At 35.7% G+C, this 15,625-nt stretch carries 9 protein-coding genes and 2 pseudogenes; 10 read left to right on the forward strand and 1 reads right to left on the reverse strand.

The window, feature by feature from the left end:
* Positions 1-22 precede the first annotated feature (22 nt).
* From J3D55_RS03755 to pckA, 4 genes and pseudogenes are all read left to right on the forward strand, one after another.
* Entirely contained in the window at positions 23-1,972 is a 1,950-nt protein-coding gene (locus tag J3D55_RS03755; RefSeq protein WP_259128065.1) for a LysM peptidoglycan-binding domain-containing protein, read from the forward strand.
* Positions 1,973-2,042: 70 nt separating this feature from the next.
* Positions 2,043-2,918, forward strand: a complete 876-nt coding sequence (gene fabD / locus J3D55_RS03760; protein WP_259128078.1) for an ACP S-malonyltransferase — start codon at positions 2,043-2,045, stop codon at positions 2,916-2,918.
* Positions 2,919-2,933: 15 nt separating this feature from the next.
* Positions 2,934-3,839: a GYDIA family GHMP kinase gene (locus J3D55_RS03765; protein ID WP_259128079.1), complete on the forward strand. Its 906-nt coding sequence runs from the start codon at positions 2,934-2,936 to the stop codon at positions 3,837-3,839.
* A 128-nt stretch (positions 3,840-3,967) separates the two neighbouring features.
* Positions 3,968-5,588 (forward strand): annotated as a pseudogene (gene pckA / locus J3D55_RS03770) (phosphoenolpyruvate carboxykinase (ATP)).
* 117 nt (positions 5,589-5,705) lie between these two features.
* Here the strand turns inward: pckA and J3D55_RS03775 are convergent.
* Positions 5,706-6,116: a type II 3-dehydroquinate dehydratase gene (locus J3D55_RS03775; RefSeq protein ID WP_259128080.1), complete on the reverse strand. Its 411-nt coding sequence runs from the start codon at positions 6,114-6,116 to the stop codon at positions 5,706-5,708.
* A 112-nt stretch (positions 6,117-6,228) separates the two neighbouring features.
* Here J3D55_RS03775 and J3D55_RS03780 point away from each other — a divergent pair, with 112 nt between their 5' ends.
* The 6 genes and pseudogenes from J3D55_RS03780 (at position 6,229) to J3D55_RS03805 (ending at position 15,545) form a co-directional block, all read left to right on the forward strand.
* Positions 6,229-6,552 carry a DUF6660 family protein gene (locus J3D55_RS03780; RefSeq protein WP_259128081.1) on the forward strand — a complete coding sequence of 108 codons (324 nt, stop codon included), beginning with the start codon at positions 6,229-6,231 and terminating at the stop codon, positions 6,550-6,552.
* Between the two features lie 251 nt (positions 6,553-6,803).
* A pseudogene (locus J3D55_RS03785) lies at positions 6,804-11,163 on the forward strand (CusA/CzcA family heavy metal efflux RND transporter).
* Position 11,164: 1 nt separating this feature from the next.
* A complete protein-coding gene (locus tag J3D55_RS03790; protein ID WP_259128082.1) occupies positions 11,165-12,418 on the forward strand; it encodes an efflux RND transporter periplasmic adaptor subunit in 1,254 nt (417 codons plus the stop codon).
* Positions 12,419-12,430: 12 nt separating this feature from the next.
* Positions 12,431-12,850 (forward strand): Fur family transcriptional regulator, encoded by a 420-nt coding sequence (locus tag J3D55_RS03795; protein ID WP_259128083.1) that lies wholly within the window; start codon positions 12,431-12,433, stop codon positions 12,848-12,850.
* 45 nt (positions 12,851-12,895) lie between these two features.
* Positions 12,896-14,848, forward strand: a complete 1,953-nt coding sequence (locus tag J3D55_RS03800; RefSeq protein ID WP_259128084.1) for a heavy metal translocating P-type ATPase — start codon at positions 12,896-12,898, stop codon at positions 14,846-14,848.
* A 334-nt stretch (positions 14,849-15,182) separates the two neighbouring features.
* Entirely contained in the window at positions 15,183-15,545 is a 363-nt protein-coding gene (locus tag J3D55_RS03805) for a hypothetical protein (protein ID WP_259128085.1), read from the forward strand.
* Positions 15,546-15,625 lie beyond the last annotated feature (80 nt).

Consider the following 15,625-nt stretch of genomic DNA (forward strand, 5'->3'; position numbering starts at 1 on the left):
TTTTGTAATATAATCACAGAAAATGATAAAGAGGTTTTTTATTCTATCCAGTTTATGTATGGTTTTGGGTGTTTCTGCCCAGAAATCGCACACCGTTATGAAGGGCGATACTCCTTATAATATTGCAAAAAAATACGGAATAACTGTAGATGAATTGCTGAAACTGAATCCCAAAGTGAAAGACGGAAAGTTGGCGCTTGGAGATATTTTGACAGTTAAAAATGATAAAACTGCTGCTTCAGCACCAAAAGCTGTTGCTACACCAAAGCCGATAAATAATTCTCAGGTTGGGAAGATCGTTCTTCAGCCCAAACAAACGATTTACGGCATCACAAAACAATACAGAATTTCGGAAACTGATCTTAGAAAACTGAATCCTGAGCTGGATTCTAACATGAAGATCGGGGACGAAATTGCCTTACCTCTTGAAAGTATTAAAAAGTATGGAGGAAACCAGCCACAAACGGTAGCTGTAAATACTCCTGCAGCAACAAAACCTGTTGAAACTAAAGTGGAAACATCGGTTGCTGCACCTTCAGAAGGTGAATATGTTGTTCAGCCAAAAGATAATTATTATAGAATTTCAAGACAATTCAATATTAGCAAGGATGAGCTTTTTGCTTTAAATCCTGGATTGGAAGAAAAAGGATTGAAGGTTGGTGAATCGATTAAAATCAAGAAATCCGGGAAAGCAAATTCAGGAGCTGATGTTTTTGAAGAAAAAACAAACCCGAAAACCAAAGTAGATTCCGGAAACGAAAAATCTTCATCCAATACCAATACAATTGCCAATGATGAATATGTAACATACACCGTTCAGCAAGGCGACACGGTTTTCTCTATCGTAAATAAATTCGGAGTTTCAATTGATGAATTAATTGCTTTGAATCCCGATTTATCTCACGGATTAAAGGCAGGAATGGTTTTAAGAATCAAAAAACTTGATCCTGCATACGTGAAGAAAAACGGTGATGCATTGAGCGTTGTTTTAATGTTGCCTTTCGGATACAGTACCAATGAAACTCAATACAGAACAATGGCGATCGATTTCCTGACAGGTGCAAAACTTGCTATTGAAAGAAATGCCAGAAACGGACAAAAATTAGATATTAAAATAGTGGATTCAGGAAATGAAGCATCTTTCCGAAATTCATTAACACAAATAAATCCTGATAATACAGATTTGATTATCGGGCCATTCTTCAAGTCGAATGTTGTTGACATTTTAGACTTTACTAAAAATCAGAAAATCCCGGTTGTAGCCCCTTTTGCCAATTCTCCGGAATTGTACAATTACAGCAACCTGATTATTGTTGAAACCAGCGATAGTACGTATGCTGATAAAATTGTAGAGGAAGTAAAAGCTGCTTTTTCAGATCAGAAAATTTATGTCGTTGCAGATGCGAAAAAAGAAAATGCAAATTACATCAAGGCAGGTCTTGAAAAAACATTGAAAAGCCCGAATGTGGTGATTGTAAATTCTCCGGCAGATATTCAGCTTGATCAGAATATGATGACAGGACAATCGGCTCCGGTTATTGCCATTTTGGCGAGCGACAACGATGCAGTGGGGGAAGCTTTTGCCAATAAAGTAATTGCTTTGTCTAAAGAAGTACAGGGAGTGAAAGCTTTCAGTATGCATTATGTTCCTGTTTTTGAGAAAAAAGTGGACGAGCTTAGTCAGGCAAATTTAGTTTATCTGATGGACAGAAAGATCAATACTGATGGAAGCTTTGAGAAAGAAATTCTTGCTGCTTATAAAGGGAAATACTGTAAAACTCCTCCAAAATTTGCGATCGTAGGTTTTGATGTCGTAAACGATATGTTGACGAGAGAAAATAAAAAAGGAGAGATTTTCAAGCAAATTAACAAAGTGCAGACTCAGTTGGCTACCAAATTTGAGTTTGTGAAATCTAAAGCAAACGGTGCTTATGTAAATACAGGATATCGTGTTATTAGATTAGTTCCCTAAATGATTTAAATCGCTTTTAAAGAATATTGTTAACATTATATTTATATTTGCATAATATTTAAATTAATACATGAAAGCACTTGTATTTCCAGGGCAGGGTTCTCAGTTCGTAGGAATGGGAAAAGAATTGTACGATTCTAGAAAAGACATTAAAGACTTGATGGAATCTGCCAACGAAATTTTAGGGTTCGATATCCTTTCGATTATGTTTAACGGAGCGGATGAAGATCTTAAAAAAACAGAGGTTACTCAACCTTCAATTTTTATACATTCGGTTGCTGCACTGAAAGCTGTAAACGGTCTTGGAGCCGAAATGGTTGCAGGGCATTCTTTGGGAGAATTTTCAGCATTGGTTGCCAACGGAGTTTTATCTTTTGACGACGGTCTGAAATTGGTTTCTGAAAGAGCAAAAGCAATGCAGGCAGCTTGTGATGCAAATCCGAGTTCTATGGCTGCAATTTTAGGATTGGATGATGCTAAAGTAGAAGAAATCTGCGCGCAAATCAGCGGAATTGTAGTTCCTGCAAATTACAACTGTCCCGGACAATTGGTAATTTCAGGTGAAACAGCAGCTGTAGAAGAAGCTTGTGCAAAACTGAAAGAAGCAGGAGCAAAAAGAGCTTTGTTATTGCCTGTAAACGGCGCTTTCCATTCTCCATTGATGCAACCTGCACAAGAGAGATTGGCAGCAGCGATTGAGCAGACAAAATTCAGAAATGCTACGATTCCTGTTTATCAGAATATCACAACGACAGCAGTTACAGATCCTAATGAGATCAAACAAAATCTTATTGCACAATTGACAGGTCCTGTAAAATGGACACAATCTGTACAGAATATGATTAAAGACGGGGCAAACAATTTCATTGAAGTTGGTCCCGGAAAAACGTTGCAAGGATTAATCAAGAAAATTGATTCTTCTGTAGACGTTGCATCTGCAATTTAATTAAACTAAAAAATTATGGGCGAAATATTTTCACCGGGAAAGCTGATGCTTACTTCAGAATATTTCGCGATAGACGGAGCTCTTGTCCTTGCTGTACCCACAAAGCTTGGACAAGAGTTTTTTTTTGAAGAAAAAGATGATGAAAAATCCCTTATTTTCTGGGAAGCTTATCATCAAAACAAATTATGGTTGAAAGCGGTCATCGATTACAAAAACTGGCAGATCGTAGAAACCAATATTCCTTCAAGTGCTGAATTTATTTTAAAGACTTTAAAAAACGTTCAGTTACTTTCTACAACTAAATTCAAAGACAATTTTACTTATAATTTAAAAACCAACCTTCAGTTTCCTGCAGACTATGGTTTAGGCAGCAGTTCTACTTTAATGAACAATCTTGCGGAATGGGCAGAGATCGATCCTTTTTATTTAAATACGATAAGTTTGGGCGGAAGCGGATATGATATTGCGGTGGCAAAAGAGAAATCTGCCGTTTTGTATCAAGGCGTTCCTGAAATTAAATATGAAAAGGTAGATTTTAATCCTTCTTTTAAGAATGAACTTATTTTTATTCACTTAAATCAGAAGCAAGATAGTCGTGAAGGAATCAACTTTTACAAGTCAAAAAAGAAGTCCCAAAAACTGGTTGACGAATTTTCGAATCTTACAAGAAATATTTTAGTATGTAATGAATTGGAAAATTTTTCTCAGCTAATGTTAATTCATGAGCAAAAAATATCGGATTTCCTTGAAATTCCCACAGTTAGGACTAAGTTTTTCGCCGATTGCCCTGTTTTCGTGAAAAGTTTGGGCGCTTGGGGTGGAGATTTTGTCATGAGCTCAAAATTTGATGGGTTTAAGGACTATTTTTGGGGAAAAGATTTTAACACTATTTTTGAATGGTCGGATTTAATTGGTTTGTAATCAGTAGATTATAAAGTTGATTTTTTATTTGCCATTTTGACTTATATCATTATATTTAAACCACTTTTAACAATTAATTAATATTAATCTTGTTGGGTCTCAAAAAAGAAATAGAAAATATAAGTAAAATGAAACACGCTAAAATCATCCAGGATTTAGAAAAATTAGGGATTAAAGGAAATTATGAAGTCGTTTATAATCCTTCTTATGAAGAATTGTATCAGGCTGAAGTTTCTCCTGAAAATCAGGGCTTTGAAGAAGCTGAGCTTACGGAATCTGGTGCAGTATCAGTAAAAACAGGGATTTTCACAGGTCGTTCACCTAAAGACAGATATATTGTTCAGGATGATGTTACAAAAGACACAATTTTCTGGGATGGTAAAGTAAACTTGCCTACAACTTCAGAAATTTTTCAGTCTTGTAAAGAATTAGTGCTGAACCAGCTTTCTACGTCTAAGAAAATGTATGTTGTTGATGCTTTTTGCGGAACAAATGCAGATACAAGATTAAAAGTAAGGTTCATCGTTGAAGTAGCGTGGCAGGCGCATTTCGTTACTAATATGTTTATCCGTCCTTCTCACTACGAGCTGGAAAACTTCGGAGAGCCGGATTTCACGGTAATCAATGGTTCTAAAACGACAAACCCGAACTGGGAAGCTCAAGGATTGAATTCTGAAAACTTCGTGATGTTCAACCTTACAGAAAAACTTCAGATCATCGGAGGAAACTTGGTACGGTGGAGAAATGAAAAAAGGGATGTTTGCGATGATGAACTATTACCTTCCATTAAAAGGGATGGCTTCAATGCACTGTTCTGCAAACGTAGGTGAAGAAGGAGATGTTGCTCTTTTCTTCGGACTTTCAGGTACAGGAAAAACGACTTTGTCAGCTGATCCGAAAAGATATTTAATCGGTGATGATGAGCATGGTTGGGATAATAATGGTGTATTCAATTATGAAGGTGGTTGTTATGCAAAAGTAATCGACCTTTCTGAAGAAAAAGAACCGGATATTTTCAGAGCAATCAAAAGAGATGCACTGCTGGAAAACGTAGTTGTAAACAACGGAATTTCTGATTATACAGACGGATCAATCACAGAAAACACGAGAGTTTCTTATCCGATTTATCATATCAATAAAATTGTTTTGCCTTCAAAAGCGGGACACGCAAGCAAGATTGTTTATCTTTCTGCAGATGCATTCGGAGTATTGCCTCCGGTTTCTGTATTGGATGAAAATCAGGCACAATACCACTTCCTTTGCGGCTATACTTCAAAATTAGCAGGAACTGAAAGAGGAATCACTGAACCGGAACCATCTTTCTCTCCGGCATTTGGTGAAGCATTCTTAACATTACACCCGACAATGTACTCTAAAACATTGATCGGAAAAATGAAAGAACACGGTGCTAAAGCTTACTTGGTAAACACAGGTTGGAACGGTACAGGAAAGAGAATTTCTCTAAAAGATACAAGAGCAATTATCGACGCAATCATTGACGGTTCTATCGAAGATGCTCCAAAAACAAGAATCCCGATCATGAATCTGGAAGTTCCTACAGAATTACCAAATGTTTCTGAAGGAATTTTAGATCCAAGAGATACGTACAACGATGTTGCTGAGTGGGAAGAAAAAGCAAGAGATCTTGCTGCAAAATACATCAAAAATTTTGATCAGTATTGCAATACGGAAGAAGGGAAAAAGCTTATCGCTTCCGGACCTCAATTACAACAACAAACAACAAATTAAAAAATAGAAATCCTCATCAAAGCGATGAGGATTTTTTTATTTTTAAAGCTAATTTGTAAAATTTCACAGTTCAAAAATACATACAAACATCTGTGTAAATCCGTGGGAAATAAAAAATTAAGATTTCAAACTCAAAATAGCCAATCGATATCCCTCCATTCCAAAACCGGACAAAACCGCATCAGTATTGGCTGCCGTTACAGATTTCTGACGAAATTCTTCTCTTTTATAAATATTACTGATGTGAACTTCCACTTTTGGTTTATTAATATTCTTTAAGCAATCTGCAATAGCGTAAGAATAATGCGTAAAAGCTCCGGGATTAATTACCAGCGCATCAAAATCATCTTTTTGAATATAATTAATAATTTCTCCTTCAATATTCGATTGGTAATAATCTAATTCAAATGAAGGAAATTCGGATCTTAAAGCATCCAGATAATCTTCCATAGAAACTGTTCCGTAAACTTCCGGCTCTCTTGTCCCCAAAAGATTTAAATTAGGACCATTGATAATTAAAACTTTCATAGTATAAAATTAAAAAGTTTTTTTAATTAAAACTTAAGAATAATTTGAAATAACTAATTTTTGTATCTGAGCTTTTTAGTCGATTAAATTTTAAATCTCTACCTTTGTCAATATGAACCTTTTAAGATTTCTACTTGCATTTTATTTCATGGTACTTTCGTTGATGCCATGTGAAGACGTGCAGAAAAAATCAGGTTCTAATTTTTCACAACAATCTTTTACGATCGGAGAATCTCATTCAAAAGATAAAGGAGATATTTGTTCTCCTCTGTGTATTTGTAACTGCTGTCAAATGACGGTCGCAACCTTTAAAATGGATGCTTTGTTGGAAATTCCACATCAGGTTCAGTTTTATTTTTCAAAGAAAATTCTTTTCCAGAAGAATAATTTCGCATACCAGGTTTACGATTATATTTGGCAACCGCCTAAGATTTAATTTTCATCAATTTTTTAATACTTGAAACTTTGCAATAGTGTTGCAGGGGTTTTCACGATATTTTTGCATCTCATTTTGAATGAAATGTAAAGCCTATTAATTAAAATAATGGATTGCCTGTCTTTGAATCTTCATTAAGTATAACGCCATTGCGAACTTAAGAAGATTTAGTTTATCAAAAAATAGTTGCGCATTTTACACTGAAAAATTCAGCATAATACAACAGGCAATCACAAATTAAATCTCAATTTGTGTTAGATAAAATCATAAAATTCAGCATCAAAAATAAGATTGTCATTGGTATAATGACCTTACTTTTGATTATTTGGGGCGTTTGGAGCGCTACCAGATTACCAATCGATGCTGTTCCTGATATTACAAATAATCAGGTTCAGATCATTACAGCCTGCCCGACATTAGCGGGACAGGAAGTCGAACAATTGGTCACATTTCCTATCGAACAAAGTATTGCCAATGTTCCCGATATCGAAGAAACGAGAAGTATTTCAAGATTCGGGTTGTCGGTGATTACGGTTGTTTTTAAAGAAAATGTAGACGTATATTTTGCCCGTCAGTTAATTAATGAAAAATTAAAAGAAGCTGCCGAAGAAATACCAAAAGGAATCGGAACTCCAGAATTAGCGCCTGTAAGTACAGGTCTAGGCGAAGTGTATCAATATATTCTTCACCCTAAGAAAGGAAGTGAAAATAAATATGATCCTAAAGAACTTCGTACAATGCAGGACTGGATCGTGCGACGACAGCTCAACGGAACTCCAGGAGTTGCGGAGGTTAACAGTTTTGGAGGTCAGCTAAAGCAATATGAAGTTGCCATCGATCCCAATCGTCTAAAGGCAATGGGAGTAAGTATTACGGATATTTTTACCGCTTTAGAAAAAAACAATCAAAATACGGGAGGAGCTTATATTGATAAAAAACCGAATGCCTATTTCATCCGTGGAATCGGGGTTGTAACTTCTTTGGAAGACATAAAGAATATTGCTGTAAAAAATGAAACAGGAAGTGTCCCGATTTTTGTAAAAGATGTCGCAGAAGTGGGTTTTGGAAGTGCAGTTCGTTACGGAGCAATGACTTACAACGGGAAAGTAGATGCCGTTGGTGGAGTTGTGATGATGTTGAAAGGGGCAAATAGTAATGAAGTTGTTAATAATATCAAAGCAAAAATTCCTACAATTCAAAAGTCGCTTCCGGATGATATTGTCATAGAACCGTTTCTCGACAGAACAGATTTGGTAGATCGCGCAATGAAAACCGTAGAAAAAAACTTAATTGAAGGTGCTTTGATCGTCATTTTTGTTCTTGTTGTTTTTCTTGGAAATCTTCGCGCAGGATTAATTGTAGCTTCCGCAATTCCGCTTTCGTTATTATTTGCGTTGGGAATGATGAATGTTTTCGGAGTTAGCGCCAATTTAATGAGTCTCGGAGCAATCGATTTTGGGTTAATTGTCGACGGAGCTGTAATTATCGTGGAAGCCACGCTTCATCATTTAGGGTTGAGAAAATCTACCCAAATGCTCACTCAAACAGAAATGGATGAAGAGGTTTTTCTTTCTGCCTCAAAAATCAGAAGCAGTGCAGCTTTTGGAGAAATCATTATCCTTATCGTTTACATTCCGATTCTTACATTGGTCGGAGTTGAAGGTAAAATGTTTACCCCGATGGCAAAAACGGTTGGTTTCGCCATTTTGGGAGCATTAATTTTATCCTTGACTTACATTCCGATGATGAGCGCATTATTTTTATCTAAGAAAATATCCCACAAAGAAACTTTTTCAGATAAAATGATGAATAAGCTTCAAAGTATTTATCAGCCATTATTACAGAAAGCGATTAAAATTAAATATATCATTGTTTCGGCGACAGTTGCTGTTTTTATCATTACAATTTTCATTTTTAAAAGCATGGGAGGAGAATTTATTCCTCAGTTGCAAGAAGGAGATTATGCATTTCACTGTATTTTACCACAAGGAAGTTCGTTAAGTCAGAGTATTGAAACATCGATGCAGGCTTCAAGAATTATTAAAAGTTTTGATGAAGTAAAAATGGTTGTCGGGAAAACTGGTTCAGCAGAAGTTTCCAACCGATCCGATGCCGCTTGAAGCTTCAGATTTAATTGTTGTGTTAAAACCTCAGAGCGAATGGAAAACCAAAAAATCTTACGAAGAACTCGCAGATGAAATTACAGAAAAATTAGAGGTGATTCCCGGAGTATTTTTTGAAAAAAATCAACCGATTCAGATGCGTTTTAATGAATTAATGACGGGGATTCGCCAAGATGTTGCCGTTAAAATTTTTGGTGAAAATCTAGATTCATTGTCAATTTACGCAGATAAAGTCGGGAAAATTATTCAGTCTGTTGATGGCGCTACTTCTCCACAAATCGAGCGTATAAGCGGACTTCCGCAGATTAATGTGGAGTACGACAGAATACGAATGGCAAATTACGGTTTGAATATCGAAGATGTGAATAACGCTGTAAGTACCGCTTTTGCAGGAAAAAGTGCAGGTCAGGTTTTTGAAAACGAACGGCGTTTTGACTTGGTTGTGCGTCTCGACAGTATTCACAGAACGAATATTGATGATGTTAATAATTTAATGATTTCCACCAATTCGGGGGCGCAGATTCCGCTTTCTCAGGTGGCGAATATCAGTTATAAATTAGGTCCTGCACAAATAAGCCGTGACGAAGGAAAACGCAGAATTGTTATCGGGTTTAATGTGAAAAACCGCGATGTACAAAGCGTTGTAAAAGATATTCAGATAAAATTGGAGAAGGTGAAATTACCATCTGGTTATTATTTTACGTATGGAGGTCAGTTTGAAAACTTACAGGCTGCAAGCAAGCGTTTGATGATTGCTGTTCCGGTTTCTTTATTGCTGATTTTCATGTTGTTATATTTTACTTTTCATTCGTTTAAACAGGCAGGTTTAATTTTTAGCGCCATTCCGATGAGTGCCATCGGAGGTGTTTTTGCATTGCTTTTTCGGGATATGCCTTTCAGCATCAGTGCGGGAATCGGTTTTATTGCTCTTTTCGGAGTTGCCGTTCTGAACGGAATTGTCTTAATCGGAACTTTCAATCACCTGGAAAAAGAGGGTGAAAAAAATATTTTTAAAAGAGTATTCGAAGGAACAAAAATAAGATTAAGACCGGTTTTAATGACAGCAACAGTGGCGTCTTTAGGATTTTTACCGATGGCAATTTCCACGGGAGCAGGAGCGGAAGTTCAGAAACCTTTAGCAACAGTCGTTATCGGAGGTTTGATCACTGCAACTTTCCTTACTTTATTTGTTTTACCAATGCTGTACATTATTTTTAATTCAAAAATTTCAGGGAAAGGTTTTAAAGTAAAACCTGTAACGACAGTTTTAATGTTGGGATTTCTGTTTTTCGGATCAACTTTTAAGGCTCAAATACAACAGCTTTCTATTGAAAATGCAATGGAAATGGCGGTTAATAATAATTTAAGTTTACAATCAAAAGAAGTAAGCATACAATCTACAGCAGCTTTGAAAGGTACGGCAAACGAACTTCCGAAACTGAATTTCGAGGCGCAGTTGGGACAATACAACAGTCCGAAATTCGATCAGTCGTTTTCGATTTCACAGAGCATTCCTTTTCCGACTTTGTTTAAGGCAAGAAAAGAATTGATTAATGAAAATATTAAAAGCAGACAAATTGATAAAGAAATTATGGCAAATGAGCTGATGAAGCAGGTTCGAACGTATTTTTATCAGATTGAATATCTGCAATACAATCAATCAAAATTAAAAAATCTAGACAGTCTGTATCAGGATTTTATCCGAATTGCAACGGTAAGATTTAAAGCGGGAGATATTAAAAAGATTGAAATTAATACGGCAGAAACGCAAAAAGGTGAAATTGATTTGCTGTTAAAGCAAAATGAAGTGTATTTAATGAATGCCTACAAAAATTTAAAAACACTTTTAAATACTTCCGAAAATTTTGAGATTCCATTAAATATAAAATACGAGCCTTTAAAAGCAGAAAACGTTTTGGACAGCACAGCAATTGCTAACAATCCGACGGTGAAATCTTTTTATCAGGAAATGGAAATCGCAGAAAAGAATAAAAACGTTGAAAAATCTCAAGGTCTTCCTGAATTTAGTTTAGGCTACACTAATCAATCGTTGATTGGATTTCATACCAGAAACGGACAGGAACAGTTTTATAATGCCGGAAACCGATTCAATTCTGTAACGTTGGGAATTGCAATTCCATTAACATTCGGAGCTACGAAAGCAAGAATGAAGTCTTTGGAATACCAAAAACAAGTCGCGGAAATGAATGCTAAACAACAGCAAAAACAACTTTCTGTACAATTGGAAAATGTGTTTAATCAGTATGAACAAGATGTTCAGCGGTATGATTATTACGTCAGTCAGGCAATTCCTAATGCCGAAAAAATTGTAAAAGCGGCACAATTAGGATATAAAACAGGAGAGATTTCTTATATGGAATATCTTTTTGCATTGCAGACTGCGACCAATATTCAATTAAAATATTTAGAATCTATTCAGCAGGTTAATGAATCTGTAATCACTATCAATTCAATCATTAATAAATAGTATGAGACTGAAATACAACATCATATATCTTTTATTCACTGCAATTTTTGTTTTAAGTTGTAATAAAAAAGAGACTTCTTCTGAAAATTCAGAAAAAAAAACCGAACAGGCAGAAGAAAATCATGAAGAAACTCCGCAAACAGTCGCTTTACTAACGGAAGATCAGATAAAAGCGGTCGGAATCACTTTAGGAACTATTGAAATGAAGGAATTGACTTCCACCATTAAAGCCAACGGATTATTAAGAGTTCCGAACAACAATAAGGCCACCATCACTTCTCTGTACGGCGGAATTATTAAAACCTTAAATGTTCAGGTCGGAAGTTTTGTAAAAAAGGGACAGGTGATTGCGACGATTACGAATCCGGAATTTATCCGATTGCAAGAGGATTATTTATCCACAAATAGCAGAATCACGTATGCCGAACAGGAATACAGAAGGCAAAGAGAACTTTTTGACAATGATGCGGGTGCAAAGAAAAACCTTCAAAGTTCAGATGCGGAATTAAAATCTTTAAGAACGAAAAAGGCATCACTTTTGAGACAGCTTCAAATGATGGGAATTAGTCCGGGAAAAATAAATAACGGAAATATGAGATCGGGTTTGGTGATTACAGCGCCAATTAGCGGGACGATTAGCAGTATTTCTTCGCAGATCGGAAGTTATGTTGATGTTTCTTCGCCTGTTGCGGAAATTATTGATAATAATTCGATTCACCTTGATCTGCAGGTTTTTGAAAAAGATTTGCCTAAAATGAGAGTCGGACAGATTGTTCATTTTAAACTGACGAATAATCCTGAAACTGAATATGATGCGACGATTTACAGCATTGGTTCTTCTTTTGAAAACGACAGCAAAACGATTTCCGTTCATGCCAATGTTACAGGAAATAAAACCGGATTGATTGACGGAATGAACATCACAGGAATTGTAAGTCTTGATAAAACAACGACGCCCGCAATTCCTAACGACGCCATTGTAGAAGCCGACGGGAAATTTTATGTCTTTGTGAAAACAGATAAAAAACCTGAAGCGCATGATGAAGAAAAACCTAAAAAAGAAGCTGGAAATCCTACCGAAACGAAATCAAAAACCATTAACTTTGAGAAAGTGGAGGTTGTAAAAGGTTCGTCAGATATGGGTTACACTGCGATAACTTCAGTGAAAGAAATTTCGCCTGATGCAGAAATTGCCACAAAAGGAGCGTTTTTTATTAATGCAAAACTGACGAATTCGGGAGAACATGAACATTAATTTGAGAAGATCATGAAAAAAGATATCGAACATAAATTAATAGATAAAAATACCAAACCCACAAGCATGAGGATTTTGGTGTATGATTTTTTGAGTTCTCAGGAAACCGCTTTGTCATTATCTGAAATCGAAAATCATTTTGAAAATGCAGATCGAACTACTATTTACCGAACCTTAAAAACCTTCGAAGAAAAAGGAATTGTTCACGGTATTCAGGAGAATGCAACGACAAAGTATAAGCTCTGCCACGACGGTTGTGATGAAAGTACACACAAAGACTGGCATCTTCATTTCTATTGTAAAATCTGTAAACAGACGACTTGTAAAGAAGATATTTCCTTTCCTGAAAATAGGCAGACCAATTTCAGAATTGATGAAATAAGACTTTTTGCAAAAGGAATCTGTGAAAATTGTCTTGAAAGTTTGCAATAGTATTGCATTAAGTTTACACTTAATTTTGATTAAAATTATTCAGTTATGGAAGAATGCTGCAGTACAAAACCAAAAAAGGAACACAATCACAGTCATGAAGGTCACGACCATGATCATTCTCATGATACGGGAGATAAATCTACTTTTCAGATGTTTCTTCCTGCGATAATCTCTTTTGGGTTGTTGTTGATCGGAATCGCCTTAGATTATTATATAAAACCCGATTGGTTTACAGGCTGGGTTCGTTTAGTCTGGTACTTGATAGCCTATATTCCTGTTGGATGGCCTGTCTTAAAAGAAGCTTACGAAAGCATCAAAAACGGTGATGTTTTTTCTGAGTTTTTCTTAATGGGAATCGCTACAGTAGGAGCTTTTGCCATCGGTGAATATCCGGAAGGTGTTACCGTGATGCTTTTCTATTCTGTCGGCGAAGTTTTTCAGGCAATGGCGGTGACAAGAGCAAAAAGTAACATCAAATCTTTACTCGATCAGCGTCCTGATGAGGTGACGATTTTAAAAGCAGGAAAACCGGAAACTATAAAAGCCGAAAAAGTAAATATCGGAGAAATTATTCAGTTAAAATCTGGTGAAAAATTGGGATTGGACGGAGAATTATTATCTGAAACCGCTTCTTTCAATACTTCTGCATTAACAGGAGAAAGTAAACCCGATACCAAAACAAAAGGCGAAAGGGTTTTGGCAGGAATGATTAATTTAAATATGGTAAGTCAGGTAAAAGTAACGACGGCTTACAAAGACAGCAAGTTGAGCAAAATTTTAGAGATGGTTCAAAATGCAACTTCTCAAAAAGCTCCTACAGAATTATTCATCAGGAAATTTGCAAAAATTTATACACCGATTGTGGTTTTTCTGGCGATTGGAATTACCTTTTTACCGTATTTTTTCGTTGAAGATTATCTGTTCAGAGATTGGCTGTATAAAGCGTTGGTATTTCTTGTGATTTCGTGTCCTTGTGCTTTGGTGATTTCCATTCCTTTGGGGTATTTCGGAGGAATCGGAGCGGGAAGCCGAAACGGAATTTTGTTTAAAGGAAGTAATTTTTTAGATGTTATAGCGAATGTTCAAAACGTTGTAATGGATAAAACCGGAACGATGACGGAAGGGGTTTTCAAAGTTCAGGAAGTCGATTTCAACAATGAATTTAATAAAGATGAAATTTTAAAATTCGTTAATGCTTTGGAAAGTAAAAGTTCACATCCCGTTGCAACAGCTATTCATGAATATGTCGGAGAGATCGATCATTCTATTCAATTAGAAAATGTAGAAGAAATTGCAGGACATGGCTTAAAGGCAACGATCAACGGAAAAGAATTGTTAGTTGGAAATTTCAAATTGATGGATAAATTCAACATCAATTATAATATCAAACCTGAAAATATTGTCTATACTTTAATCGCGATTGCTTACGATAAAAAGTTTGTTGGGTATCTCACGATTGCAGATTCCATCAAAGCTGATGCAAAATTAACGATCAATAAATTAAAATCATTAAACGTAAAAACTACGATGTTAAGTGGCGATAAAACGTCTGTTGTAAAATTCGTTGCCGATCAATTGGGAATTCAAAACGCTTACGGAGATTTGCTTCCTGAAGATAAAGTAAATAAAGTCAAAGAAATTAAAGCAAAAAATCAAACCGTAGCTTTCGTCGGAGACGGAGTAAATGATGCTCCGGTTGTCGCTTTAAGCGATGTCGGAATTGCAATGGGAGGACTCGGAAGTGATGCTACGATTGAAACTGCGGATGTCGTAATCCAAGACGATATGCCGAGTAAAATCCCAATGGCAATCAATATCGGGAAACAAACGAAAAAGATAGTTTGGCAGAATATCATTCTGGCATTTACTGTAAAAGCCATTGTTTTAGCTCTCGGAGCAGGAGGTTTAGCGACAATGTGGGAAGCTGTTTTTGCCGATGTCGGAGTCGCATTATTGGCTATTTTAAATGCAGTCAGAATCCAGAGAATGAAGTTTTGATGAGGATTGGAAGAGGGAAGATGGATGCTGGAAGTTTAAAATCTTGCGTTTATATTCTATCAAAGTAAACTCAATTATCAATAGGAACGGACTTTAGCCGAAACTTAATTTACTCCCACAGATTACACAGATTTGCACAGATGTTTATGTGATATTTTAATTAAAAGATTACGCACAATCATCCGTGTAAATCTGTGTAATCCGTGGGAAATAAAACAAAAAAACGTTACGATCCATCAACAATCAACTAAAACCTATCAACAAAAAAATGATTTTCATCATAAACAAAGCATAAATTCAATTTGAATGGTATATTTGTACTACAGAATTACCATTGAAGTTTTTCATTTCCATATTCATTATTTTTACGATTGCATTACGACCGGTTTTGCCATTGATTAATTATGCAGTTAATTATGACTACATCGTAAAAAACCTTTGTGAAAATAGAAATATTCCTCAATCTACCTGTAAAGGAAAATGCTACGTCGAAAAAGAATTAGCCAAAACAGAAAAGCAATCCAACAATAATCAAAATATAAAAATTGCGGGATTAGACGTTTTTTTATCTAACGAAATACTTTCTTTTTCAAGCAAAAATCAATCTGATATTTCAGTAAAAAATCCCAACTCGGATTATATTGATTTCCATACTTCAGAATATTTTTCCCGAATATTCCATCCTCCTCTAGCTTAAATTCTATTTTAAACTAATTTCTTAGTCGAATTTAATATTAAAAAACTTAGTATTCATTGCTGAGTGTTAACGCCTTTGCG

The sequence above is a fragment of the Chryseobacterium ginsenosidimutans genome (genome assembly GCF_024807225.1).
Taxonomy (GTDB): Bacteria; Bacteroidota; Bacteroidia; order Flavobacteriales; family Weeksellaceae; genus Chryseobacterium; species Chryseobacterium ginsenosidimutans.

What these genes read in the sequence shown, in the direction of transcription:
- fabD (WP_259128078.1), top strand. Translation starts at nt 2,043, where the DNA reads ATGAAAGCACTTGTATTTCCAGGGCAGGGTTCTCAGTTCGTAGGAATG.
- J3D55_RS03775 (WP_259128080.1), bottom strand. Translation starts at nt 6,116, where the DNA reads ATGAAAGTTTTAATTATCAATGGTCCTAATTTAAATCTTTTGGGGACA.
- J3D55_RS03790 (WP_259128082.1), top strand. Translation starts at nt 11,165, where the DNA reads ATGAGACTGAAATACAACATCATATATCTTTTATTCACTGCAATTTTT.
- J3D55_RS03795 (WP_259128083.1), top strand. Translation starts at nt 12,431, where the DNA reads ATGAAAAAAGATATCGAACATAAATTAATAGATAAAAATACCAAACCC.
- J3D55_RS03765 (WP_259128079.1), top strand. Translation starts at nt 2,934, where the DNA reads ATGGGCGAAATATTTTCACCGGGAAAGCTGATGCTTACTTCAGAATAT.
- J3D55_RS03780 (WP_259128081.1), top strand. Translation starts at nt 6,229, where the DNA reads ATGAACCTTTTAAGATTTCTACTTGCATTTTATTTCATGGTACTTTCG.
- J3D55_RS03755 (WP_259128065.1), top strand. Translation starts at nt 23, where the DNA reads ATGATAAAGAGGTTTTTTATTCTATCCAGTTTATGTATGGTTTTGGGT.
- J3D55_RS03800 (WP_259128084.1), top strand. Translation starts at nt 12,896, where the DNA reads ATGGAAGAATGCTGCAGTACAAAACCAAAAAAGGAACACAATCACAGT.